General features: G+C 53.6%; 20 protein-coding genes and 1 tRNA gene. 19 read left to right on the top strand and 2 right to left on the bottom strand.

Annotated features, from left to right (window positions below):
* Window positions 1–257 precede the first annotated feature (257 nt).
* The 15 genes from coaBC to D5270_RS09850 all read left to right on the top strand — a co-directional run bounded on the left by coaBC (window position 258) and on the right by D5270_RS09850 (window position 17,904).
* A complete protein-coding gene (coaBC, locus tag D5270_RS09920) occupies window positions 258–1,460 on the top strand; it encodes a bifunctional phosphopantothenoylcysteine decarboxylase/phosphopantothenate--cysteine ligase CoaBC (protein WP_166543955.1) in 1,203 nt (400 codons plus the stop codon).
* The gene (locus D5270_RS09915) at window positions 1,457–1,882 is read left to right on the top strand and encodes a hypothetical protein (RefSeq protein WP_166543954.1); all 426 of its coding nucleotides are present in this window, start codon (window positions 1,457–1,459) and stop codon (window positions 1,880–1,882) included. Before coaBC ends, D5270_RS09915 begins: the two co-directional genes overlap by 4 nt.
* A 34-nt stretch (window positions 1,883–1,916) precedes the next feature.
* Window positions 1,917–3,173, top strand: a complete 1,257-nt coding sequence (gene glyA, locus D5270_RS09910) for a serine hydroxymethyltransferase (RefSeq protein WP_166543953.1) — start codon at window positions 1,917–1,919, stop codon at window positions 3,171–3,173.
* Between the two features lie 36 nt (window positions 3,174–3,209).
* Window positions 3,210–3,911 carry a flavin reductase gene (locus D5270_RS09905; protein WP_166543952.1) on the top strand — a complete coding sequence of 234 codons (702 nt, stop codon included), beginning with the start codon at window positions 3,210–3,212 and terminating at the stop codon, window positions 3,909–3,911.
* 2 nt (window positions 3,912–3,913) lie between these two features.
* Window positions 3,914–4,618, top strand: coding sequence for a tRNA threonylcarbamoyladenosine dehydratase (locus D5270_RS09900; protein ID WP_330587457.1), 705 nt, complete (start codon window positions 3,914–3,916; stop codon window positions 4,616–4,618).
* A 392-nt stretch (window positions 4,619–5,010) separates the two neighbouring features.
* Window positions 5,011–6,129, top strand: coding sequence for an extracellular solute-binding protein (locus tag D5270_RS09895; protein ID WP_207709351.1), 1,119 nt, complete (start codon window positions 5,011–5,013; stop codon window positions 6,127–6,129).
* A gap of 74 nt (window positions 6,130–6,203) precedes the next feature.
* Window positions 6,204–7,616 carry a hypothetical protein gene (locus D5270_RS09890; protein WP_166543949.1) on the top strand — a complete coding sequence of 471 codons (1,413 nt, stop codon included), beginning with the start codon at window positions 6,204–6,206 and terminating at the stop codon, window positions 7,614–7,616.
* A gap of 173 nt (window positions 7,617–7,789) precedes the next feature.
* Entirely contained in the window at window positions 7,790–9,379 is a 1,590-nt protein-coding gene (locus tag D5270_RS09885; protein ID WP_166543948.1) for an ABC transporter substrate-binding protein, read from the top strand.
* Between the two features lie 132 nt (window positions 9,380–9,511).
* Entirely contained in the window at window positions 9,512–10,462 is a 951-nt protein-coding gene (locus D5270_RS09880) for an ABC transporter permease (protein WP_442858599.1), read from the top strand.
* 13 nt (window positions 10,463–10,475) lie between these two features.
* Window positions 10,476–11,372: a carbohydrate ABC transporter permease gene (locus D5270_RS09875; RefSeq protein ID WP_166543947.1), complete on the top strand. Its 897-nt coding sequence runs from the start codon at window positions 10,476–10,478 to the stop codon at window positions 11,370–11,372.
* A gap of 20 nt (window positions 11,373–11,392) precedes the next feature.
* Window positions 11,393–12,259 (top strand): sugar phosphate isomerase/epimerase family protein, encoded by an 867-nt coding sequence (locus D5270_RS09870; RefSeq protein ID WP_161473808.1) that lies wholly within the window; start codon window positions 11,393–11,395, stop codon window positions 12,257–12,259.
* Window positions 12,259–13,422 (top strand): MFS transporter, encoded by a 1,164-nt coding sequence (locus tag D5270_RS09865; protein WP_166543946.1) that lies wholly within the window; start codon window positions 12,259–12,261, stop codon window positions 13,420–13,422. Before D5270_RS09870 ends, D5270_RS09865 begins: the two co-directional genes overlap by 1 nt.
* On the top strand, window positions 13,419–14,516 hold the full coding sequence (locus D5270_RS09860) for a Gfo/Idh/MocA family protein (protein ID WP_166543945.1): 1,098 nt from the start codon (window positions 13,419–13,421) through the stop codon (window positions 14,514–14,516). Before D5270_RS09865 ends, D5270_RS09860 begins: the two co-directional genes overlap by 4 nt.
* Window positions 14,517–14,641: 125 nt before the next feature.
* Entirely contained in the window at window positions 14,642–16,321 is a 1,680-nt protein-coding gene (locus D5270_RS09855) for a sensor histidine kinase (RefSeq protein ID WP_166543944.1), read from the top strand.
* Entirely contained in the window at window positions 16,318–17,904 is a 1,587-nt protein-coding gene (locus D5270_RS09850; RefSeq protein ID WP_166543943.1) for a response regulator transcription factor, read from the top strand. Before D5270_RS09855 ends, D5270_RS09850 begins: the two co-directional genes overlap by 4 nt.
* Here D5270_RS09850 and D5270_RS09845 read toward each other — a convergent pair whose 3' ends face one another.
* Both D5270_RS09845 and D5270_RS09840 read right to left on the bottom strand, forming a co-directional pair.
* Window positions 17,905–18,411 carry a methylated-DNA--[protein]-cysteine S-methyltransferase gene (locus D5270_RS09845; RefSeq protein WP_166543942.1) on the bottom strand — a complete coding sequence of 169 codons (507 nt, stop codon included), beginning with the start codon at window positions 18,409–18,411 and terminating at the stop codon, window positions 17,905–17,907.
* A 90-nt stretch (window positions 18,412–18,501) separates the two neighbouring features.
* Window positions 18,502–18,578 (bottom strand) — tRNA-Val (locus D5270_RS09840).
* A 148-nt stretch (window positions 18,579–18,726) separates the two neighbouring features.
* Between D5270_RS09840 and spoVAC the strand changes: the two genes are divergently transcribed.
* From spoVAC to D5270_RS09820, 4 genes are all read left to right on the top strand, one after another.
* Window positions 18,727–19,173, top strand: coding sequence for a stage V sporulation protein AC (gene spoVAC, locus D5270_RS09835; protein WP_166543941.1), 447 nt, complete (start codon window positions 18,727–18,729; stop codon window positions 19,171–19,173).
* Between the two features lie 186 nt (window positions 19,174–19,359).
* Window positions 19,360–20,163 carry a ThuA domain-containing protein gene (locus D5270_RS09830; RefSeq protein WP_243150312.1) on the top strand — a complete coding sequence of 268 codons (804 nt, stop codon included), beginning with the start codon at window positions 19,360–19,362 and terminating at the stop codon, window positions 20,161–20,163.
* Window positions 20,164–20,384: 221 nt separating this feature from the next.
* Complete coding sequence (locus D5270_RS09825) at window positions 20,385–20,888, top strand: superoxide dismutase family protein (RefSeq protein WP_166543940.1); 504 nt, start codon at window positions 20,385–20,387, stop codon at window positions 20,886–20,888.
* 961 nt (window positions 20,889–21,849) lie between these two features.
* A complete protein-coding gene (locus D5270_RS09820; protein ID WP_166543939.1) occupies window positions 21,850–23,121 on the top strand; it encodes an O-antigen ligase family protein in 1,272 nt (423 codons plus the stop codon).
* Window positions 23,122–23,212 lie beyond the last annotated feature (91 nt).

Raw genomic sequence — 23,212 nt, 5'->3', positions numbered from 1 at the left:
TACCTCCTGCCGCCCGCCGAAGCGGTGCAGCGAATTAATATTATTCCCGGACTGAGATACCTTTCCGGTCCCGTCCAATTATAGGTACGGGCCGGATAACCTCTCCCGGGTCTGTATATTATAACCGTTCACAGGTGATTTTGCAAGCTTTTATACAAGATACTTCCAAAATATTGTGTTCATGCTTTACATTGCCCCAGGAATTTGTTATAATTTGGATATAAATGCAAAAACAGCCAGTATTGGAGGAGTTTTACATGAAAAAGAAGACGGTAGTGCTGGGCGTGACAGGCGGCATAGCCTGCTATAAGTCGGCGGCCCTTGCAAGCAAGCTCACCCAGCGCGGCTATAACGTGGAGGTGGTGCTCACAAAGAACGCCACCGAGTTTATCGGCCCGCACACCTTCGAGTCCCTGACCCATAACAGGGCCATGGTGGACACCTTCGACCGCAATTTCCAGAGCCATGTGGAGCACGTTGCCCTGGCGGATAAAGCGGACCTGCTGATAGTCGCGCCCGCCACGGCAAATATAATAGCCAAGGCCGCCCACGGCATAGCCGACGATATGCTCTCCACCACTATCCTGGCCTGCGACTGCATAAAGCTTATAGCTCCTGCCATGAACACCCGCATGTACGATAACCCTGTGACCCAGGACAACCTGAACATCCTGCGAAGGTACGGCTGGGAGGTCATAGAGCCCGCCAGCGGACATTTGGCCTGTGGCGCGGTGGGCAGGGGGAAAATGCCCGAGCCCGAGGACCTGCTTGAGGCGGTGGACCAGGCCATAGCGTATGAAAAGGATTTGAAGGGCCTGCATATACTTGTAACCGCAGGACCTACCCAGGAGGCGCTGGACCCTGTGCGCTACCTTACCAACCATTCCTCCGGCAGGATGGGCTACGCCATAGCCAAAGCCGCTGCCCGGCGCGGGGCGGAGGTGACCCTGGTGAGCGGTCCGACAGCGCTGAAAAAGCCTCCATATGTTGAGACTGTCGGCGTTGTGACCGCCCGGGAGATGTTTGAGGCCGTAACGAGCTGCTCAGAAGGGCAGGACGTTATTATAAAAGCCGCCGCTGTAGCCGACTACCGCCCGGCCCGGACCGCCGGGGGCAAGATAAAGAAAGGGGCGGGGGAGGGATTAAATCTTGAGCTCCTTCGCACAGACGATATTTTAGCGTACCTTGGGGAGCATAAAGCCCCCGGCCAGATACTCTGCGGCTTCAGCATGGAGACTGAAAACCTTGTTGAGAACAGCAGGAAGAAGCTCATAAAGAAGAATCTGGATATAGTAGCCGCAAACTCTCTCCGGCAGGAGGGGGCGGGCTTTGGTGTCGATACCAACGTCCTCACCCTTATCACCCGGGAGGGGGAGGAGGAGCTGCCCATGCTTACAAAAGATGAGGCTGCCCACAGGCTGCTGGACAGGATAGCTGAGCTAAAGGGTAAGCAGCCATGAAGAAGGAGAATATCCTGCGCACCGGGGCGGGGGTGATACTCACCTGCGTGATAGTCACGGTGCTGTTTGTGATGAAAAACGGTATGCCTGTTTTCGGGGCCCCAAACCCCAGGGACGTTGAGAGGGTCACAGTAAGCTGGGCCCAGGGGGAGACTGCGGACTATACGGACCCTGAGAAGATAGAGCTGGCGGTAAAGCTCATAAACTCCCTAAACTACCAGCCCTTTACCCAGGTCCCCGAGAACTCCAGAGAGGTGGGCCCGGATGTAACCATAACATATATAATGAAAGACGGCAAAAAGCTCACCGCCGCGGCCAACTGGATAACCGGCTGGTGGAACGGCGAGGCCCGCACACTGAAGGAGCCTGATATGTTCGTAAACCTCACGGAGGGCATTTTCCATGGGGAGCGCCAGGAGTAACATAATATAAATAATTTATTGGAGGGAACTTAAAATGTACAATGATTTAATGGACGCCATCGGCTTTGTATCACAGACCGACCCGGAGATAGCTGACGCCATGTCAAAGGAGCTTTCACGCCAGCGCCGGAACCTTGAGCTTATCGCCTCGGAAAATATCGTATCCCCTGCGGTTATGGCGGCTATGGGCACGGTGCTGACGAACAAGTACGCCGAGGGGTATCCCGCCCACAGGTACTACGGCGGCTGCCAGTGCGTGGATATCGCCGAGGATATCGCCAGGGACAGGGCCTGCAGCCTGTTCGGGGCCGAGCACGCCAACGTCCAGCCCCACTCCGGGGCCCAGGCGAACCTTGCAGTCTACTTCGCCTTCCTGCAGCCCGGGGACACGGTGCTGGGCATGAACCTCTCCGAAGGAGGGCACCTGTCCCACGGCTCGCCGGTAAATATGTCCGGGGCGCTCTATAACTTTGTTGCCTATGGCGTGGAGCCGGACACCGGGCGCATAAATTACGACAAGGTGATGGACCTTGCCATGAAGGAGAAGCCAAAGCTCATAGTCGCCGGGGCCAGCGCCTATGCCAGGGCCATAGACTTCGGGAAGTTCCGCGAGATAGCTGACGCCTGCGGGGCAAAGCTCATGGTGGACATGGCCCATATCGCGGGCCTTGTGGCGGCAGGCTGCCACCAGAACCCGGTGCCCTACGCCGATGTAGTGACGACTACCACCCATAAGACCCTGCGCGGGCCAAGGGGCGGCCTTATCCTCTGCCGGGAGGAGTACGCCAAGGCCATCGACAAGGCCATATTCCCCGGCACCCAGGGCGGCCCGCTTATGCATATTATCGCTGCCAAGGCCGTATGCTTAGGTGAAGCCCTGAAGCCGGAGTTTAAGGAGTACGGCCGGCAGGTGGTGGAGAACGCTGCAGCCCTTGCCGGGGGCCTCATAAAGCGGGGCGTGAAGCTGGTGTCGGGTGGCACGGACAACCACCTTATGCTGGTGGATTTGTCTGGCCTGGAGCTCACAGGCAAGGAGCTGGAGAGAAGGCTGGACGAGGTGTTCATCACCGCCAACAAGAATACCGTCCCCGGCGAACAGCGCAGCCCCTTCGTCACCAGCGGCCTGAGGCTCGGCACCCCCGCCGTCACCACCAGAGGGCTTAGGGAGGACGATATGGACCAGGTTGCCCAGTGCATAGCAATCGCTATGGAGGATGATTTCGAGGGCAATATAGGGAAGCTCCGGGGCATGGTGGAGGATATCTGTAAGAAATACCCTCTCTATCAGTAAATAAACCCAATAAACCAGGCAAAACGAGGTAAAGCCATGAAACCACTAGTATTAGGCAATATAACCTACGGCATGTACGCCATCGGGGTCAAGGACAAAAACGGCCCAAGCGCCTGCATTGTGAACACCGTAATGCAGGTTACAAAGACCTCCCCTGGCGCGCCGCCGCTTATAGCCCTGTCTGTAAATACCGAAAACTATAGCTGCCAGTGCATAGAGGAGAGCGGCGTGTTCACCATCTCCGTGCTGTCCGAGAGCACCCCGGCCACTGTCATAGGGGCCCTGGGCTTTACAAGCGGCAGGCACGGGGGGAAGCTGGAGAATATCCGGCATAAGGTCCTCATGGAGGGCGTGCCGGTTATAAAGGAGAACACCTGCTGCTGGTTCCTCTGCCAGGTCAAGGCGAAGCTGCCCGTAGGCGGGCAGGTGCTGTTTGTGGCTGAGATAGTAGCCGGGAGCGACATAGCCGGGGGCATAGAGACCGCCGGGAAGTTCGAGGCCTATAAGCCCATGACATACCAGTATTATGTTGAGAAGCTAGGCGGCATATCTCCCACAAAGGCCCCGACCTACCTTTCCGGTCAGCAGGCCGAGAGGATAACCGGCGAGCGCTTTGTATGCTCCGTCTGCGGCTACGAGTATAAGGACCCCAACTTCGGCTTCGAGGAGCTCCCCGCCGACTGGAGCTGCCCCATATGCAAGATGCCCAAGAAGGCCTTTGTGCGCAAGAAGGGCTGAGAGTGGAGACTCCCTTTGAGAGGCAGGGGCTGCTCCTGGGCGACGGGGCCCTCCATAAGCTTAAAGCCGCCCGGATAGCTGTATTCGGCCTTGGAGGTGTGGGAGGCAGCGCCGCGGAAGCCTTGGCTCGCTGCGGAGTGGGGGCAATGGCTCTGGTGGATAAGGACGCCTATTCAGTGTCCAACCTAAACCGCCAAATTTTCGCTGTAGCCGAGACCGTGGGTATGCCCAAGGTAGAGGCCGCGGCAAAGCGTCTTCACGCCATTAACCCGGAGCTTGAGCTTGAGCTGCATGAGCTTGTTTATACCCCCGACACCGAAGAACAGTTAGATTTTACAGGATTTGACTATATTTTAGACTGTATAGACATGGTGACCGGCAAGCTCGCCATTATTCAGCGCGCCTATAAGCTGGGCATACCCACAATCAGCGCCATGGGCGCAGGGAACAAGCTGGACCCCACAGCCTTTCGGGTGGCGGACATCTACGAGACCTCCGTATGCCCCCTTGCCAGGGTCATGCGCCGGGAGCTAAAAAAGCGCGGGGTAGAGCGACTGAAAGTGGCCTACTCCACCGAGCCGCCTATAGCCGTACCCGCCGGGGCAGGGGAGAAGCCTGTGCCCGGAAGCGTGTCCTTCGTGCCGCCGGTGATGGGGATGATAATGGCCGGGGAGGCTGTGAAGGATATCTGCGGGGTAAATAACTGAGACTGCAAAGGGCTCTCCTGGTAGGAGTGCCCTTTTGTTGTGCGTTATTGGAGATGGCAAACCTTGGTTGTATTTGAGCTCTAAGTTTTTTGAAGATTAATCACAAAAAACGTGAGATTTTTACAATATACGCTTGATATATAAACCTATATGTGATATGATTACAATAAAAGGGAGATAGAAAATACTTTACGAGGTGATATAATATGACAAAAACAGTAGAGAGTAATTTGCGCAGGGTTCTTGTGTTATCGTTCATTTTTTTGATATTGATATCTTTCTTTGGGTGCGGGCGGAAAACTGTCAGCCCATCAAGCCAAGGTAGTCAGGATACACAAGCCACAGCAGAGCAAATGGAAGAAAAGTTCGGCAGGAAAGTAATTACCGTATTGATGGATTTGCCCATTCACAGGCGGATGGGGTCCGATGAACTGCAAAAATCTTTGGCAGGTCTGTCAGGATACGAGCAGGATTTTATGGTCTTGACAGAGAGCATACCGGAAAACGGAGTTGAACGCAGTACCGCGCTTACCCGTATACGCACGGAAATCATGGCAGGAAAGGGTCCGGATTTATTTATATGTGCGCAAAGAGCCAGTATAGATGATACGCCGTTCTTCAATTTCCCTGTAAAGGCCATGTCAAATCACATATTCATGCAGCTTGACGACTACATTGAGAAAGCTGAGTATATGGAGTGGGATAAATTACAGCCAGTGGTAATGGCTGCCGGTAAGAATAGCGAGGGACAGCAGATACTCCCATTGACGTACACCTTTAATGCCACATTTTTTGACAATACCTATACGCCGGAAAACCAGCTTCCCATGGCTTGGGAGGAAATGATAGGGGACCAGGACCTTAACATCCGGGTGTCAGCATGCTTTGCAGACATGGGGGACATCATCGGAAGCCTTGCTGATTACGATAAGGATATCCCGGCCTTTTCGGAGGATGAGTTGAAGACGCTGATGGCTAAACAAATTGCAGCATGCAGGAGCATCCCGGAGAAGATGGCTATGGAGGAACGGCCTCCCATGCCCATAATCGACTTGCAAAATTTATCCTTTGCCGATATATCTCTGGAAAAAGACCAGGAGTATACTATTATACCCGCATACAATCTCTCCGGCGGAATAACAGCGAACATCACAACCTTCGCCGCCATCAACCGCAATACCCGCTACCCTGACGAGGCGTTTAGGATAATCGACTACTTACTGAGTGCAGGAGTCCAGCAGACGAGCCCGATTTTTCAGGACCGTATGGAGGGCTTGCCTGTATATGTGGATACAGGAAACGAAAGCACGCCCTCATCTAGCGCCTGGAAAATGAACGAGACAAACTTTAAGCAGATTTATGAGGCACAAAAGCAGATAAATATCGCTAAGTTCCCTGGGCCGCTTGATATGTGTATTAAGGAGGTCAGGGCAAGCAGGGACGATAAGGAGCTGGAAAAAAAGGCGCATGAGCAGTACGTTTTAATGGAAATGCTGCTTGCGGAGAGCTAAAGGTGTTGGGGACTGAGACCCCGGCTGCGCCGGGGCCATGGTACTTTATACATTTATCTGGGAGGGGAAACCAAATGAAAAAGAAATGTGTCCTTTTACTCGTACTTATCATAAGTATAGCCGGAATCACGGCGTGCAGTAAGTCAGATATAAATATTTCCCAGCCTTCGTCTGCCGAGGAAACTCTCCAGGCAGACGAAGGCTCATTGCGAATTCTTATAGATTTTCCTTCCTGGCCCCCGCATACCGAGGCTACCCGTGACAGGAATTTAAAAGATTTTAAGAATGAAATTATAAAAGCGGACGGGCCGAGGGATATTATCTTCGATTGTATATATTTTGATTATAACAATGGTAGTAACGGCCCAAACTATGCACTTAGAGATAATGATTTAACCCGAGTCAGAACAGAAATAATGGCCGGCAACGGCCCCGATGTTTTTATTACAGTTTGCGAACCCGATTACGAGGACCCGGTATTTAAATACCCCGACCAGGTCATGTCCAGACGGACTTTCCTACCATTAGATGAATACATTGAAAAGGCGCAGTTTATGGAGTGGGATAAGCTTACGCCTGTCATAATGGAAGCCGGAAAGGGAGAAGAAGGCCAGCTGACGCTCCCTCTCACGTATTCAATGCCGCTGACAGTTTTCCGCAAAGCCGAATTGGAGCATGAGCCCTCAGAAACCCTCACCTTTTTTGATATTGCGAAAAGCGATAACCCGGTATCTCTGTTTTCATCAGAACTAACTACGGAATACGGAAGATATTTGATGGATGCCGATAGGTTAGCCTCAGTCTTCCCGGCATTGGCAGATTACGACACAGAAACCCTTGCTTTTTCTGAGGAAGATTTGAAGGAAGTCATAAAAATTTTAGGCGATTTGGAAGACTGCAGGGCAAACTATGATTCTGAAAATATGCCAAGCTATTACCATAGTGATTTAAAGGTAGAGTTTAATTTTTTCACAGATGATGATGACATGTACAAGGCAATGTTTGCAGGAATAGATAAAAAAGAGCATTTAACATTTTTTCCGCTCTACTCTACCCAGGGAGGGTATTGCGCAACTATAACCTCTTTCGCGGCAATCAACATTAATACAAAGCGCCCTGACGACGCCTTTTTTGTCCTGGACTACCTTTTGAGCTTGGACTGCCAGTGCTCCCCCATATATGCAAACCTGACATATAACCAGGCCATCCCAACGCACGAGGAAGCTATGCAAAAGCGCACCCAAGTAGTTAAGTATGGAGATTATGGGACTAATGGCTGGCAGAAATGGTATCTTGCAAAGTCAAACTTTGATGAGCTGTGCAACCTCAGGGACAATATCTCATATGCCCGCTTCCGCACAGAGCTGGACGAGAAGCTGGTCGACCTGTTTGACAAAAGCAAGTATCTTGCAGAGAACGAAAGTGCACTGGATAGGGAGGTCCACCGGGCTTATATGGAGATGTCGATGATGCTGGGGGAGAGCTGAGAGCAGACATGACCCATACACATGAAAACCGTCTTTAAAAAAGACGGTTTTTTCTTTTTTTAATATTTTTTGCATATTGACATTTCTTTTTTTTGAGACAAAAGGGCAGAAAATGCGCTAAAATTAGGGCACCCTAGACAAACCGGGGAAAAATAATGAAAAGAGGAAAAAGCATGAAACGAAGACTGATTTCCGTTATGCTTGCCGCTGCGCTGATACTTGCGCTGTTCGCGGCCTGTGGCGGCAAGGAGGAGAGCTCCTCCAAGGAGACAGAGAGCACTCCGTCCTCCTCCGGCAGCTCTGAAGCAGAGAGCAGCACGCCTGAGAGCTCACCGGAGAGCTCCGGTGAAGAGGAGTCCTCCGGCAATGAGCCCATGAACCTTGTGGTGGCCTATCCGCTTATTAACGGCGTGCCCCAGGACAATAAGCTCATTGAGGCAGAGATTAACAAGATAACCCAGGAGAAGCTCAACGATACCATCGAGCTTATGCCTATCTCCATGGGCAACTACCAGCAGCAAATGCAGCTTATGCTGGCAAGCGCCGAGAAGCTGGACTGCTTCGTTATCCGCTCCAACAGCTTCAACGCCTACTATTCTGCGAACCAGATGACCGACCTTACCGACCTTATCCAGGAGTACGGCCAGGGCATTATTGAAGCGGTGGGCCAGAGCTTTATAGACGCAGGCAAGCTGGACGGCAAGCTCTACGGTATCACCACCAACCGCGACCTGGCTATCGGTCACGGTGGCCTGGTAGTCCGCCAGGACTATATGGAAGAAGCGGGCTATAAGAAGGAGGATATCAAGACCATCGACGACCTTGACGGCCTGTTCGCAAAGGTCCATGAGAACCATCCTGACGTCCAGATAATCACCAGCAACTCCGGCAGCTCCATCTACGGCACCCTGGGCATGAGCTTCGACCCGCTTACAGACGGCTTCGCGGTGCTGCGGAACTTCGGCCTTGACGACCTGACAGTTGTGAACGCCTTCGCCACAGAGGAATATAAGGAGTATTGCCTCCACGCCAGGAAATGGTTCGAGGCTGGATACATCAGCGCGGACATAGCCGCCGTAACCGAGGGGGGCCCCTCTCAGGTAAAGGCCGGGCGGGCCTTCGCCTATAATAACCGATATAAGCCCGGCGCGGACAACCAGGAGTCAAAGATATGCGGCACTCCCGTTGTTACGCTCACGGTCCTGGGTGACGCCACCTACACCTCTGTTCCCCAGAGCTTCATGTGGGGCATACCCTACTCAGCCGAGAGCCCGGAGCGGGCCATGGAGTACCTGAATGAGCAGTACACCAACCCGGACATTATGAACCTGCTGGCCTGGGGTATTGAGGGCACCCATTATGACATGACCGACGACGGACATATCACCGCCGCGGCAGCCCTCAACGGTGCGGAGTCCGGGTATAACCCCAGCGCCGGATGGATATTCGGCAACCAGTTTATCACGCACGTATGGGAAGGGGACGACCTGAACCTTTACAAGGAACTGAAGGCCTTCAACGATGGGGCCGACAAGTCCAAGGCCTTTGGCTTCACATTCAACAGCGACAGCGTGCTTACCGAGATAGCCGCCGTACAGGGTGTATACGACCAGTATAAGATTGGCCTTGAGAGCGGCCTTGTGGACACTGAGGCCACACTGTCCCAGATGCTTTCCGAGATGGAGAGCGCGGGGATAGGCAAGATAATAGAGGAAAAGCAGAGGCAGCTTGACGAGTGGGCCGAAGCAAACGGAGTTTCTTGATAAGCAGAAGCTATAGCACCGCGCGAGCCGTCATATCCCGGCGGCTCGCCGTGCTATAGTAAACACACTTGAACTGCGTTAACTATATAAACGGAAGTTTTGTAAATTAGAGTTTCAAAGGGGTGTGAATTGTTGAATACATTAGCTGCTAGTGAAAAGAAGAAGGCAGGCTCGGTATGGCGGCGCCTAAAATTTGGGATACCGCTTTACACCATGATGATACCCGGGTTTATATACCTGTTCGTCAATAACTATATGCCAATGGCGGGCCTTATAGTGGCCTTCAAGCAGTACGACGCCCGCAAGGGCATTTTCGGCAGCGACTTTATCGGTTTCCAGAATTTCAAGTATCTCTTCGCCACAAAGGACGCGCTGGTGATAACCAGGAATACGCTGCTGTATAACGGAGCCTTCATAGTTCTCAATACGGTGCTCTCCATTTTTATAGCGATTCTTTTAAGCGAGCTATTCTCCGTGGGGGCAAGGAAGCTCTACCAGAGCGTGATACTTCTGCCCTTCTTAATCTCCACCGTTATCGCGGGCTATATTGTCTACGGCTTTTTAAGCGCCGACTCCGGCTTTATAAATAAGAGCATTCTGCCCCTATTGGGCATAGACGATATATCCTGGTATAACGAGCCAAAATACTGGCCGGTTATTATAACCCTTGTGTATATATGGAAAAACGTGGGCTATAACTGTATTATTTACCTGTCGGCTATCATCGGCATAGACAGGCAGTATTACGAGGCGGCGGCCCTTGAGGGCGCGGGGAAGGTGCGGCAGATTTTCAGCATTACCCTGCCCATGATAAAGTCGGTCACCATCATGCTTATCCTGCTGGCTATAGGGCGGATATTTTACGCGGATTTCGGCCTGTTCTACCAGGTGCCCATGAATTCCGGGGCCCTGTTCCCGACCACGAATGTTATCGACACCTACGTATACCGCAGCCTTATCCAGATAGGCAATATCGGCATGTCCTCGGCGGCGGGATTCTACCAGTCTATTGTCGGCCTTGTGCTGGTCTCGGTCTCAAACCTTGTGATACGCAGGGCAGACCCCGAGAGCGCGCTGTTCTGACAGGAGGGATAATATGAAGACAAAAGAAGAAAAGCGCTTCCAGGTATTCAGCCATATAGTGCTGCTGATATTCGCGCTGTTTTGCATAATCCCCCTCGTACTGCTGCTGATGTCCTCCTTTGAGGAGAACTCCACCCTGATACGGGAGGGCTACGGCTTCTGGCCCAAGGCCTTCAGCTTCGAGGCCTATGAGTACCTGTTCCGCCATGGGGGGCAGATATTCACGTCCTACTTTGTCACCTTCTTCGTCACCGTGGTGGGGACGGCAGTGAGCATTGTGCTCACCACCATGCTGGCGTACCCCCTCTCCAGGGACGACCTGCTGGGCAGGAAGGTGCTGGGGTTCCTGGTGTTCTTCACCATGCTGTTTAACGGCGGCCTGGTGCCCACCTACCTTATTTATACCAACACCCTGCACCTGAAAAATACTGTCTGGGCAGTGATAGTGCCACGCCTGCTCCTTGGGGCCTACTACGTCCTGCTGATGAAGAGCTTCTTCACCACCTCTATCCCAAAGGCGATAATCGAGGCCGCGAAGGTGGACGGCGCGGGTGAGTACAGGATACTGGTGCAGGTAATTGTGCCAATGAGCAAGCCGATAATCGCCACGGTACTTATGCTCACCGCCATAAACTACTGGAACGACTGGTATAACGGCTTTATTTACATTACGACCAAAACAGAGTATTATACTATACAGGCGCTCTTAAACCGAATGCTTCAGGATATACAGTACCTGAGCAATAACGCCGCCACAATGGGCAATATCAGCGAGTCCGTGTCGAAGATACCGTCCACATCCGTGCGCATGGCAATAAGCGTGGTGGGCCTTCTGCCGATACTGATAGTCTACCCCTTTGTACAGAACAGCTTTGTCAAGGGCATTACCCTTGGGGCCGTAAAGGGGTAATAATAGAGGAGGAAAAACATATGTCACTGAAATTAGGAATACAGCTCTTCTCCGTCCGGGAGGAGATGGCAAAAAGCGTGGAGGCCACCATCAGGGCCCTGGCTGATATCGGCTACAGGCGGCTGGAGCTTTCAAACCATAACGCGCTTAATGACTTCGGCACCGGCTTCGGCATGAGCGCTAGGGATTTCAAAAAGCTTTTGGAGGAGCTGGGGCTGGAGGCCGTCACAAACACGGTAAACCCATACACAGATGAAAATATAGACAAGCTCATCGAGTACCACGTGGAAATAGGGGCCAAGGGGCTGGTGCTCCCTGTGGTATGGTACGAGACAAAGGACGACGTGCTGCGCTGCTGCGAGAACATCAACCGCTGGGGCAAAAAATGCCATGAGGCCGGGCTGTATTATCTTTTCCACAACCATTTTCACGAGTTCCAGAAGTTCGACGGCAAGACTGTAGTAGATATGGTCCTGGAAAACACCGACCCCGACTACGTGGGCTTTGAGCTGGATACCTACTGGGCAATGCGGGCGGGCGTGGACCCCTGCGACGTGCTTCGGCAGCAGGGAAAGCGCTGCAAGGCCATACACCAGAAGGACTACGCCAAGGGCCGGGAGGACCATATCAACCTGCTGGAGCTTGCCGGTACAAAGGGGGTCTCAAGGGACAGGTTTATGGAGATATGCCAGTCTGTAAACTATGAGAAGGACTTCACGGAAATAGGGGACGGCATTATGGACATCCAGAGGATAATCGACACGGCCCTGGAATGCACGGACGCCGAATACATCCTTCTGGAGCAGGACCACGCCAGTATGCCCCAGCTCGACAGCGTGCGCAGGAGCTTTGAGAACTTCAGGCGCTTTAGCGGGATAGAGTTCTGATGAAAAAGGGGTTTTCAGCGGCGGCAGGCTGCTTTCTGTGCGAGCTGGTCGCCGTGGGCGTGGGGGCGGGGACAAACAGCCTCTACACCGCGCCAATCTGCAATGACCTGGGCATTTCCCGCACCGGCTACTCTTTCTCAGTCACTGTAATTTACCTTGTAAACATGCTGGTATATATGCTCTTTCCCTTGTTAATGAGGCGGGTGCCCCTGAGAGGGATTTTTGCCCTGGGGCTTCTCAGCGAGACGGCGGCCTTTCTAATCTACTCCAGGGTAAGCTCTGCCACCACCCTATACCTGGGCGCGGCATTTCTAGGGGCGGGGCTGGTGCTCCTGGGCTCTGTGCCAATCACCGCCGTTATAAAGAGCTGGTACCCAGACCGCCAGGGCTCGGCCTTTGGGATAGTGCTCTCAGGCAGCGGGATAGGGGGCGCGGCCCTCATTCCGCTGGCCGGTATGTTGATGGACGCGTACGGCTGGCGCACAGCCGCCATGTGCTCGGCGGGGCTGATGGTCCTGGCAGCTGTGCCCTGTCTGCTGACCGTGCGGGAAAATAAGCAGGCAGGCAAGGAGGACAGGCCCGAGAGCCAGAGGATAAACGGCAGGGGGCTGCTGGCCCTTCTGCTCGTATACTCCTTTCTCACAGGGGCCTCAATCCAGCCAACGTATCTGTCCATAGCCGCCCACCTGTCGGAGTACGGCGTCAGCGCCAAGGGTGCCTCCACAGTCCTGTCGGTTATCTGCCTGTGCTCGCTGTTTGTGAAAATACTTCTGGGCGTGGTATCAGACAGGTTCGGGCCCTACCCAGTGGCGGCCTGCTCGCATATTGGGTTTATTCTGGCAATACTAACCCTGGTGTTTTTTACAGACTGCCTGCCCGCCTTTGAGCTTTTCTTTGCCTTCGGCTGTGTGCCCCTGGCGCTGGTACTGCCGCTTTTATCCTCACATTTTTTCAATAAATCGGCGGCGCGGGCGCTGTCCCTCTGCATGGCCTTCCAGACTGCGGGGATAGCCCTTGGAGTCCTGCTGACAGGCAGGCTCTACGACATGCTCTCCTCATACAATGGGGCGTTTCTGCTGCTGGGGGGAGTGAACCTTGCGGCGTTTGCCCTAGTAAGTGCGCTGTTTCTTATCCATCATCATAGAAGGAGTGTTTCAAAATGAAAAACGGTAAAATTCAAATCGGAGTTATAGGCTGCGGCGGCATTGCCAACGGGAAGCATTTCCCGGCCTTGGCAAAGCTTTCGGACCAGTGCGAGCTCATCGCCTTCTGCGATTTGGTCCCGGAGCGGGCAGAGAAGGCCAAAAGGGACTATGGAGTTCCGTCGGCGAAGGTCTTCACCGACTACCACGACCTGCTCAATGTGGACGAGGTTGACGAGGTCCATGTGCTCACCCCCAACGTGTCCCACTGTGAGATAACCTGCGCGGCCCTGAACGCCGGAAAGCACGTTATGTGCGAAAAGCCCATGGCCGCTACTCCCGCAGATGCCCGCCGTATGCTTGACGCCTACCATAAGTCCGGGAAGCTGCTGACAATAGGCTATCAGAACCGCTTCAGGGACGACAGCCTGTTCCTCAAAAGGTACTGCGACGAGGGGAACCTGGGGGAGATATACTTTGCCAAGGCCTACGCGCTGCGCCGCCGCGGGGTGCCCACCTGGGGCGTGTTCACCGACAAGTCAAAGCAGGGGGGCGGCCCACTTATCGACATCGGAACCCACTCCCTGGACCTTGCCCTCTGGTGCATGGACTGCTATAAGCCCCGCACGGTCCTGGGGGCCTCCTATGAGAAGCTGGGGCGGCTTTTGTCTCCGGACAACCAGGGCAACGGCGGCGGGAGCTGGGACAATACAACCTACGACGTGGAAGACTCGGCCTTCGGCTATATCGTCATGGAGAACGGCGCCTCCATCTTCCTGCAGTCCTCCTGGGCGCTGAACATCGACGACAGCCGCCAGGCGAAGATAACCCTCTGCGGCACAAAGGCGGGCTCGGACATGAACGACGGCCTGCGCATAAACACCGTCATGCAGAACAGCCAGACGATGATTCTGCCGAAGACCGACACCTACCGCCCTGGACAGGACCTGCTGGGGGGCTTCGGCATAGCGGCCGACAGGGAGAGCGAGGCGTGGCTTGGCGCTCTGCTTGGGAAGAACGAGCTGGTGGTAAAGCCCGAGCAGGCCATTGTAGTCACGGAGATACTCGACGCCATATACAGGTCCTCTGCTGAAAAGCACGCCATAGATTTCTAACCTATTAGCCAATGGGACTGCAAGATAGAGCTTTGCACAGGTTACGTGAAAGGCTCTATCTTGTTTAATATTAAAGCGGGGCCTCGGAGCGTATCCTGGGCCGCTGGCTGGGGAGGTAAGCTGATATGAAGGAGACAATGCGGGCCGGTATGGTGAGGAGCGTGTCGGTGGTGGTGGCGCCGCTCATTATTCTGCTGATTGCGGTGAATATTTTCAGCTCCAAGACAGCGTCGCTTAGAGCAGAGGAGAGCGTGCGGTCCGCCCTGAAGATACAGGCCATTTCCATAAACGACGTGCTCTCTGAGACGGAGAAGAGCGTGAAGGACATTATCACAAACCACCTGCAGGACATCCTCGTTATCCAGAAGGGTACAACAGACCTCAGCGACTACCTCTCAAAGCAGGCGGTCCTGACGGCGATGAAAAGCCATACCGCGGCGACGAACACCGGGGACGCCCTGTTCCTATACTCCCCGCAAGAGGGCTACCTTCTGCTGAATTCCCCGGAGCTTGCGGGATTACAGCGGGTGGAGCTCTGCGACTATATCCCAAAGGTCTTTGCCGGGGAGGAGTATATAAAGGCCGGGTGGCATATGAGGGAGGTGGGCGGCAGCGTCTACGTCTTCATGTGGCGGCGGGCAGGGGGGCTTTACGTGGGAGGGGCAGTGACCCTGGACGAGCTGGCGGGGATGGTGCTGGACGAGTCCGCGGAAATACTGAAAAACTCCGGGCTGTTTTTCACGGACCGGGAGCTATGCGCCGCAGTGGAAGCTGACGGCAGGGCCGCTCTTAGGGAGGAGGCCCCGAAGGGGCTTTATATGCTTTCCCAGCCTGTGGGGGACTCTGATATCAGGGTGTGCTTTGCCTATGGGAGCTTTCCCCTGCTGTCCGCTATGGGAGTTCCAATGCTGCTGGCGCTGCTGCTCTCGGTGATAATACTCCTCTGTATGCCGCTGCTCATAGGCCGCATAAGCTTTAACTTTACAAGGCCCTTCCACGATATCCAGCAGGGCATGAGGCTTGTGCAGCAGGGGGACTTTCAGACGCAGATAGAGGGCTCCTTCCCGTACCGAGAGACCGAGGACATGCGCTGTGCCTTTAACGAGATGGTAAGGCAGATAACCATACTGAAAAACGACGTATATGAGGAGAAGCTCTTAAGGGAGAAGACAGAATCGAATTTCTACCAGCTCCAGGTGAAGCCCCATTTCTATCTGAACAGCTTAAACCAGATTCATATACTGGCGCAGCTTGGAGACCTGGAGGGGATATCCCAGGCCGTCCTGCAGCTAATTGAGTATTTCCGCTACCTTCTGCGCAGCAACGAGCAGACTGTTATGCTGAAGGACGAGATAAAGCATATTGAAAACTTCTTCCTGATACAGAAGCGGAAGTACCCGCTGGGCTTCGGGTTTAAGGTGGACTTGCCCGATGAGCTGCTCTGCCTGCAGATACCGCCTCTTTTCCTTTTGACCTTTGCGGAGAACAGCATAAAATATGCCACCGGCGTATACGACAGGCTGGAGCTTCTGCTAAAAGGGGAGCGGGCCGGCGAGGGAGGCTATAGGCTGGTGCTTGAGGACAGCGGGCCGGGGTTTAGCAGCGGGGTGCTCTCGGCCCTGCAAAAGGGGGAGAAGCTGAGGGCTACCGACGGGCATGTATGTATAGGCATTGCCAACGCCCAGCAGCGCCTGCGATTTGTCTACGGCGATGGGGCCGGTGTCAGCTTTAAAAACGGTGGGGTCCTGCCCGGGGCCCATATAGAAATTTACATCCCGAAAGGGGAAGGGGAGGAGATATCATGAGCGTGGGGGAGGCCTGCGGGCTGCTTATAATCGATGACGAGGTGCTTGAGACCGAGTATATACTGGCGCTCCTCAGCCGGAGCAGCCTGGAGTTTTCCGATGTGTCCGTGGCCTTCAGCATGGAGATGGCCCAGAATATCCTGCAGAACCGCCGGATAGACATAATGCTCTGCGACATAGAAATGCCCCGGGGCTCGGGACTGGACCTGCTGAAGTGGGTGCGGGAGCAGGGCCTCTCGCCGGAGGTTATCATCACCACCTGCCACCCAAATTTTACCTATGCACAAACTGCACTGCAGCTCTCCTGCTCAGACTATCTCCTAAAGCCTGTTATGCCCGAGCAGCTTGAGGGGAGCCTGCATAAGGCGGTGGAGGCTGTAAGGCGCAAGGCCAGCGCCGACCTGTACAGGAGCAACGAGCAGGGGATATGGGAGCATTTCTTCACCGACTTCATCCAGGACGGGGCCTTCGGGAGCCGGGAGAGCCTCTCCCGGAAAATGCAGGAGATACACTTCCCCCTGACCCCCGATACCCGTATGACTCCGCTGCTGTTCCGTTTCTCATTCAGGCCGAGCACGGTGAAAAACGGCGCGGACTCTGTGAAAAAGACTGTGCTCATAAATATCCTGTCGGATGTGCTGTTCGACTTCTCCCTGACGCCCTTCTTCTGCTTTGTAAACGAGAGCACCTGCTTTGTGGCTTTCCCGTCCTCGGCCCAAAGGCCAAATGAGGACTTCTACGAGTGCAGGCTGAAAAAGCTGCTGAAAAACAGCAATAGCCTGCTTGAAATGCCAATGTGCTGCTATGTAGGAGAGTCCGCCCTGTTTTGGGAGCTCAACGGAATATGCAAAAGACTAACCCAAAAGAGCCGGGAGGCCTTTACCTGCATAAGCCAGGTGATTTTCCCCTCAGAGGGCCCCCGCCCCCCGAAGACGGAACAATCCATAAGGGAGGAGGACTGGATGATTCTGCTGGAAAACGGCAGGCTCCAAAAGCTGAGGGAGGAGGCCGGGGAGTACCTGGAGGGGCTGCTGGAGAGGAGGATAGTCAGCGCCAACGAGGTATTCCTGTATTCCCAGTCCCTAATCCGTACGCTCCTGCGCTTTATGGAAAAGCAGGGCATAGACAGCGGCGAGCTGCTGGGTGAGCAGGCCCAGAACCAGCTGCTTATGAGGGAGAGCTTCTTCCTGGAGGACTACGCCGGGCGGGTGCGTAAGTTGCTGGAGCTGCTGGGCGAAAGGCTGGAGAGGGGGGCTAGGGAGAATATCTGCCAGCGGGTGGCGGCGTATATCCAGTCCCATGTGGAGGAGGACATGGACAGGGGTATGCTGGCCCGCAGGTTCGGCCTCTCCCCGGAATACCTCTCCCACCTTTTCAAGCAGGCCATGGGAATCTCCCTGGTGTCCTTCATCACCAGGGAGAAGCTGCTCTATTGCAGGCGCATGTTTGACATAACCTCCTGTTCCGTCCATGCCGCCGCAGAGAAGGTGGGGTATACCAATTTCTCATACTTCGCAAAGCTCTTTAAGAAGGAGTTTGGCTGTACCCCCCAGCAGTATAAGGAGGGCAGGGGGCACAGGTAGTCAGCCAATATGTACGCCCTCGTGCTCCAGCAGCCAGCGCTTTCTCTCAAGCCCTCCCGCATAGCCTGTAAGCCTGCCGTCCCAGCCCAGCACCCGGTGGCAGGGTATAATAATAGAGATGGGGTTATGACCAACAGCGCCGCCCACCGCCTGGGGGGACATATGCGGTAGGCCCATACGCGCCGCCAGCTTCCGGGAGAGCTCCCCATAGGTCGTGGTCTGCCCATAGGGTATCTCCAAGAGCAGTTTCCAGACCTCCTGCCTGAAGCCGCTGCCCTGGGGCGCAAGGGATAGCCCACTCACAGGGGGACGCTCCCCGGCAAAATAGCAGTCAAGCCAGCCTGCGGCCTCCCTCAACAGGGGAGAGGCCGTATCCTCCCGGGGGCAGTCCAGAAGGGGTTGTGGGAAATATTTCTGCCCCTCTATCCAAAGCCCAGATAGTGCACCGTCCCTTTCGGCAAGCAGCAATTCTCCTATGGGAGAGACGTAGTGCAGTGTATTTGACATATTCTCCTCCTGTTTTGGTTTCATTTGATACTCTTAGTCTAAATATAGGCAAAAAATATCGCGCACCCACGATATGGGTACGCGAATAGCTGGTGGGCGCTAACGGACTTGAACCGCTGACCCCCTGCACGTCAAGCAGGTGCTCTAGCCAGCTGAGCTAAGCGCCCGGAACTTCTTTATTATACACCAGGCTACCTGAAAAAGCAAGCCCTTTTTTCAAAAAAATTCAATTTCCACCATGGACGCATATTTGCCCCGCCTAAGGACCATGCTATGATTAACTTTTTAACTGATTTCAGAAAGGGTGGTCCGTCTATGAAAACCGCGAAGCCGCAGGAATACGCTAAGGCAGTCAAGGCCGCGTCGCCGCCGTCGCCGGTGGTGAAGGACTGTATCTGGGCCTTTTTAGTTGGTGGCTTTATCTGTACTGTGGGACAAATTTTAGTCAACTTATATCAAAATCTTGGCCTTGAGCTCCCTCAGGCCCGGACCGCCGTGTCTGTCAGCCTTATCCTAATCTCCGCAACCCTCACGACCCTGGGCTGGTACGACGACCTCTCCAAGCACGCCGGTGCAGGTATGCTGGTGCCGATTACAGGGTTTGCCAACTCTATGGTGTCCCCGGCTATGGAGTTCAAAAGCGAGGGCTTCATCACCGGCCTTGGCTCCAAGCTGTTCACCGTCTCCGGCCCGGTGCTGGTCTTTGGCGTGACCTCCAGTGTTATTTATGGGCTAATAATTTATCTTTTTCACATAATTTAAAATATTTTCCTAAAGTTCGCCGCAGGGCATGAGCCTGGCCTTTACTCAGTGGGGTTGTACAGGATATGCTGCTTGAGTCTTTTTATACTCATGGTTTATAGTATAAAATTGAATGTTATTATAAAAAACTGTTGCATTTCATCTTTGGATAGTGTATAATTCTTAGTAAGAAAGGACTGATTTCCAATGATAAATGTAACTGTTTGGTACGAGGCGCTGGAGGAAAAGGGCGAGCTCCGGCCTGAGTTTATCGACCCCGGAATGCCCGAGGAGTTCCGCGACAAGATGGCGGGCTTCCTTGAGAAATCCTCTGCCGGGGTAGCTAAAGCCTACCCTAACGGCCTGCTGAAGACCCTCTCCGAGCACCTCTCAAAGAATGGCGACATGAATGTCACCTATACCACCCTCTACGACCCTGAGTACGGCCTGCCCGACGAGCTGCTGGATAAGACAGACGTGCTGGTCTGGTGGGGGCATATGGCCCATCACGCCGTGCCTGACGAGCTGGCCTTTAAGGTAGTTGCCCGGGTTCAGCGGGGCATGGGATTTGTAGCCCTGCACTCGGCCCACCTTTCAAAGCCATTCCGCTACCTGCTTGGCACCAGCGGCAACCTGAAGTGGCGGGAGGTGGACTTCACCAGGGTTTATAACCTCTGTCCCACCCACCCAATCGCCAAAGGCGTACCGGAATACTTCGAGCTGGAGCAGGAGGAGGTCTACTGCGAGGGCTTCGACATTCCCAAGCCCGACGACCTTATTTTCGCCAACTGGTATCGTGGCGGCGAGCTCTTCAGGAGCGGTGCCACCTGGACCAGGGGCAACGGCAAAATTTTCTATTTCCAGCCGGGCCACGAGACTTTCCCCTCCTATCATAATCCTATAATAATCAGGATTATCGAAAATGCCATCCGCTGGACTGCGCCGGTGCTGTGGAAGGAGAAGCTGGAGAGCCCGATGATTGAGAAGTCACCAGAGGAGCTTTTGAAGTAAGCGCAAGTAATAATTTTGTACATAGTTTTGGCCCCTGCACCGGGTGGTGCGGGGGCCTTTTGCATATCATCTGTGTTGTTAACTTACTGAAGGCAGAAGATTAGGGCCAACGCCGCTTGTGCTTTATTTTTGCGTCCCAATCTGGGACACATTCCCATAACACCTTGCCCCTTATCCGCATAAGATGCCATATAAAGCATTTCGGTAAAGGAGCACTGTACATGAATTTGCCCAATGTCCACCTTCTCCCCGCGCTGTGCGGCAGACCGCAGGCCCAGGCCAGCATAACCGGCAGCGGGAGCTTTCCCGGCATATCCGGCTGGGTGCGTTTTTACCAGACAAACGAAGGGGTGATTGTCTATGCCGAAGTCAGCGGACTTCCTCATTCCCACCAGCCCTGCCAGGAAAGAATTTTCGGGTTCCACATTCACCAGGGAACCGACTGCGGCGGCAGCGGGGATGAACCGTTCCCAAACGCCATGTCACATTACAACCCAAAGGATTGCGAGCACCCCTACCATGCGGGAGACCTGCCGCCGCTGTTCGGGAATAACGGCCTTGCAGTATCCGCATTTTTGACCGACCGCTTTCTGGTCGAGGATATCATCGGAAAAGTGGTTATCCTCCATGACCGCCCAGATGATTTCACCACACAGCCCTCCGGCAATGCAGGCACCAAAATTGCCTGCGGGGTAATTCAGAGAACACCCGGTTTTTGCGGCTGACATGCCTCTCTGGGCGCCGGCTGGGATAGTTCCCGTAGACTGTATCAGAAACCATTTATATACAAGCGCCCTTTTTCCACACTTCGCTGAAACTCTTTCTTCTAAGTACAAAAGTCCGACATCATGAAAGTGATACTGTATCATAATCAGCATGACGTTCCGATAGCTGCATTTATCGTATTCACAGGCTGAACCTGTACCAAACATACCGCTCTTTCGCCCTCAACGATATGACCTCTGAAAACAGATGTGCAAAATGTAAATCCGCGGCTTACATTTTTAACACATGGGATATTCAAACCTGAAACATGGGCAAATTGCCGCTGTTTCAGGTTTTGGCTTATAATGACATAACACGCATTTAGGAGGGATGTGAGCGAATGAAAATCTACGGATATATCCGGGTGTCCAGCACCGGCCAGAACGAGGACAGATGGTAAAAAAGCTGAAGCCCGACGACTGTATCCGAAAATGCGAGGGTCAATATTAAGAAACGCCAGGAACAAGGAATTGCAGCGGCTAAAGCGCGGGGTATGTGCTTCAGTAGGCCGGAGAAGCCGGTGCCGGAGGATTTCGAGAAAATTGTGCTTCAGTGGCAAAACAAAGCACTTAACTTCAGTCAAGTGCTGGAATTGTGCAATATGAGTGCGGCGACATTTTATAAGCGGTTACGGTAATACCGTATAGCAAATGGAACAAAAAGAGAATTACCTTAACTCTGAAAAGGTGTAATAAAGTGTACCTTTTTTTAATGCCGCCTCTTGCTAAGCGAGCCCCAGAGCTTTAGTGATTTTTTCACAGATATATAGCCAAAAGAGCATTGCTATTTTGAACGTCTTGCGGTAAAATATGAAAAGATATATAGACTTTTAATAGGTACACATGAAATGAAGGGATACAGTTGAAACCTAAGTCTGTGAATCCTCGGAAAGCTATTACTCAGGCATATATTATTTTGTTGATGTCAGTGTTCCTGTTCTTCACAGGGACAAATGGGTATATGGATATAACCATGTCAAAGTTCCGCGCATTTTCCATATTATCCTGCACATATGCCGTCTCTATGGCTGCAGCAGGCTTTGCTGTAGCTAAAACCAGACAATCCTTCTCACCGGCGGCTCTGCTGAAAAAACTTTCCTGGCCTCAGCGGACTGCCCTGCTGTATCTGGCCATTACCTGGATATCTGCGGCCGCGTCACCATATTGGCCGGAGACCGTTCTTGGAGCCAGCAGGTATGAAGGGGCATTTTCCATCAGCCTGTATGTGTTGTGTTTTCTGTTGGTTGCGGCCTATGGCGAGGCAGACCGGGTGCTCCTATGGGTACTGGTCGCAGCGGTAACGCTGGAGAGCCTGCTTTGTATCGTACAGCTGACCGGGTATAACCCCTTTGGGCTGTACCCAACTGGATACAGCTATTTTGACGCAGGGAAGTCATATAGCGGAGAATATTTGGGCACAGTGGGGAACACTGACCTGCTGGCGGCGTTTTACTGCCTTGCAGTACCCATCCTGACATATAGCATGGCGTATATGAACGGGGCGAAGCGCCTTATACTCCTGGCTCCCCTTGCTCTGTCAGCCTATGTCCTTATCAGAATGTCCGTTATGGCAGGCCTTGTGGGTATTGGGGCAGGCCTTCTGCTGGCCCTGCCAATGACCTTTAAGAAGAAGCGGGCGCGGCTTATATGCGCAGGGGTCATGACAGTCCTGCTGCTGGCGGCGCTGCTGACAGTATATATTGTCGACCCGCCCGCGGGAATGCTGCACGAAGTCCACAATATACTGCACGGAGACCTGGACAGTTCCTTTGGCAGCGGACGTATACATATATGGAAAGAAACGGCTGCCAAGGCCGTTACCCGTCCGCTGCTGGGCTTTGGCCCCGATACCATGATAAGCGGCGGGCTGGAACCGTTCAGGCGCTATAACGCGGAGCTGGGCATTATGTTAGTGGCAAGGATAGACACTGCCCATAACGAATATCTCAATATCTGGTATCACCAGGGTATACTCGCGCTGGGAGCTTACATATGGCTGCTGGTACTGCTGGCCAGGCGGTGGACTGCCTCCGCCCCGGTAGACGGCACTACATTGGCCCTTGGCGCTGGTATTATAGGCTACTGCGCGCAGGCCTTCTTTGGGCTCAGCATGTGCATCACCGCGCCGTTCTTCTGGACAGCCCTGGGACTGCTGGCCCGCAGGAGCGAGCCCGCCAAAGGAAAGGAGGGATAACCGCGAAACAAATTTTTATCAGGTAATCAAGTAATATATCAAACATTCAGGAGAGCTATAGAATGGCAAAAAAGTTATCAGCAAGTATCCT

Source organism: Acutalibacter sp. 1XD8-36, assembly GCF_009917525.1.
In the GTDB taxonomy this organism is placed as follows: Bacteria; Bacillota; Clostridia; order Oscillospirales; family Acutalibacteraceae; genus Acutalibacter.
The sequence above is the reverse complement of the archived record's forward strand: the minus strand, read 5'-3'. Positions and strand labels throughout refer to the sequence as shown.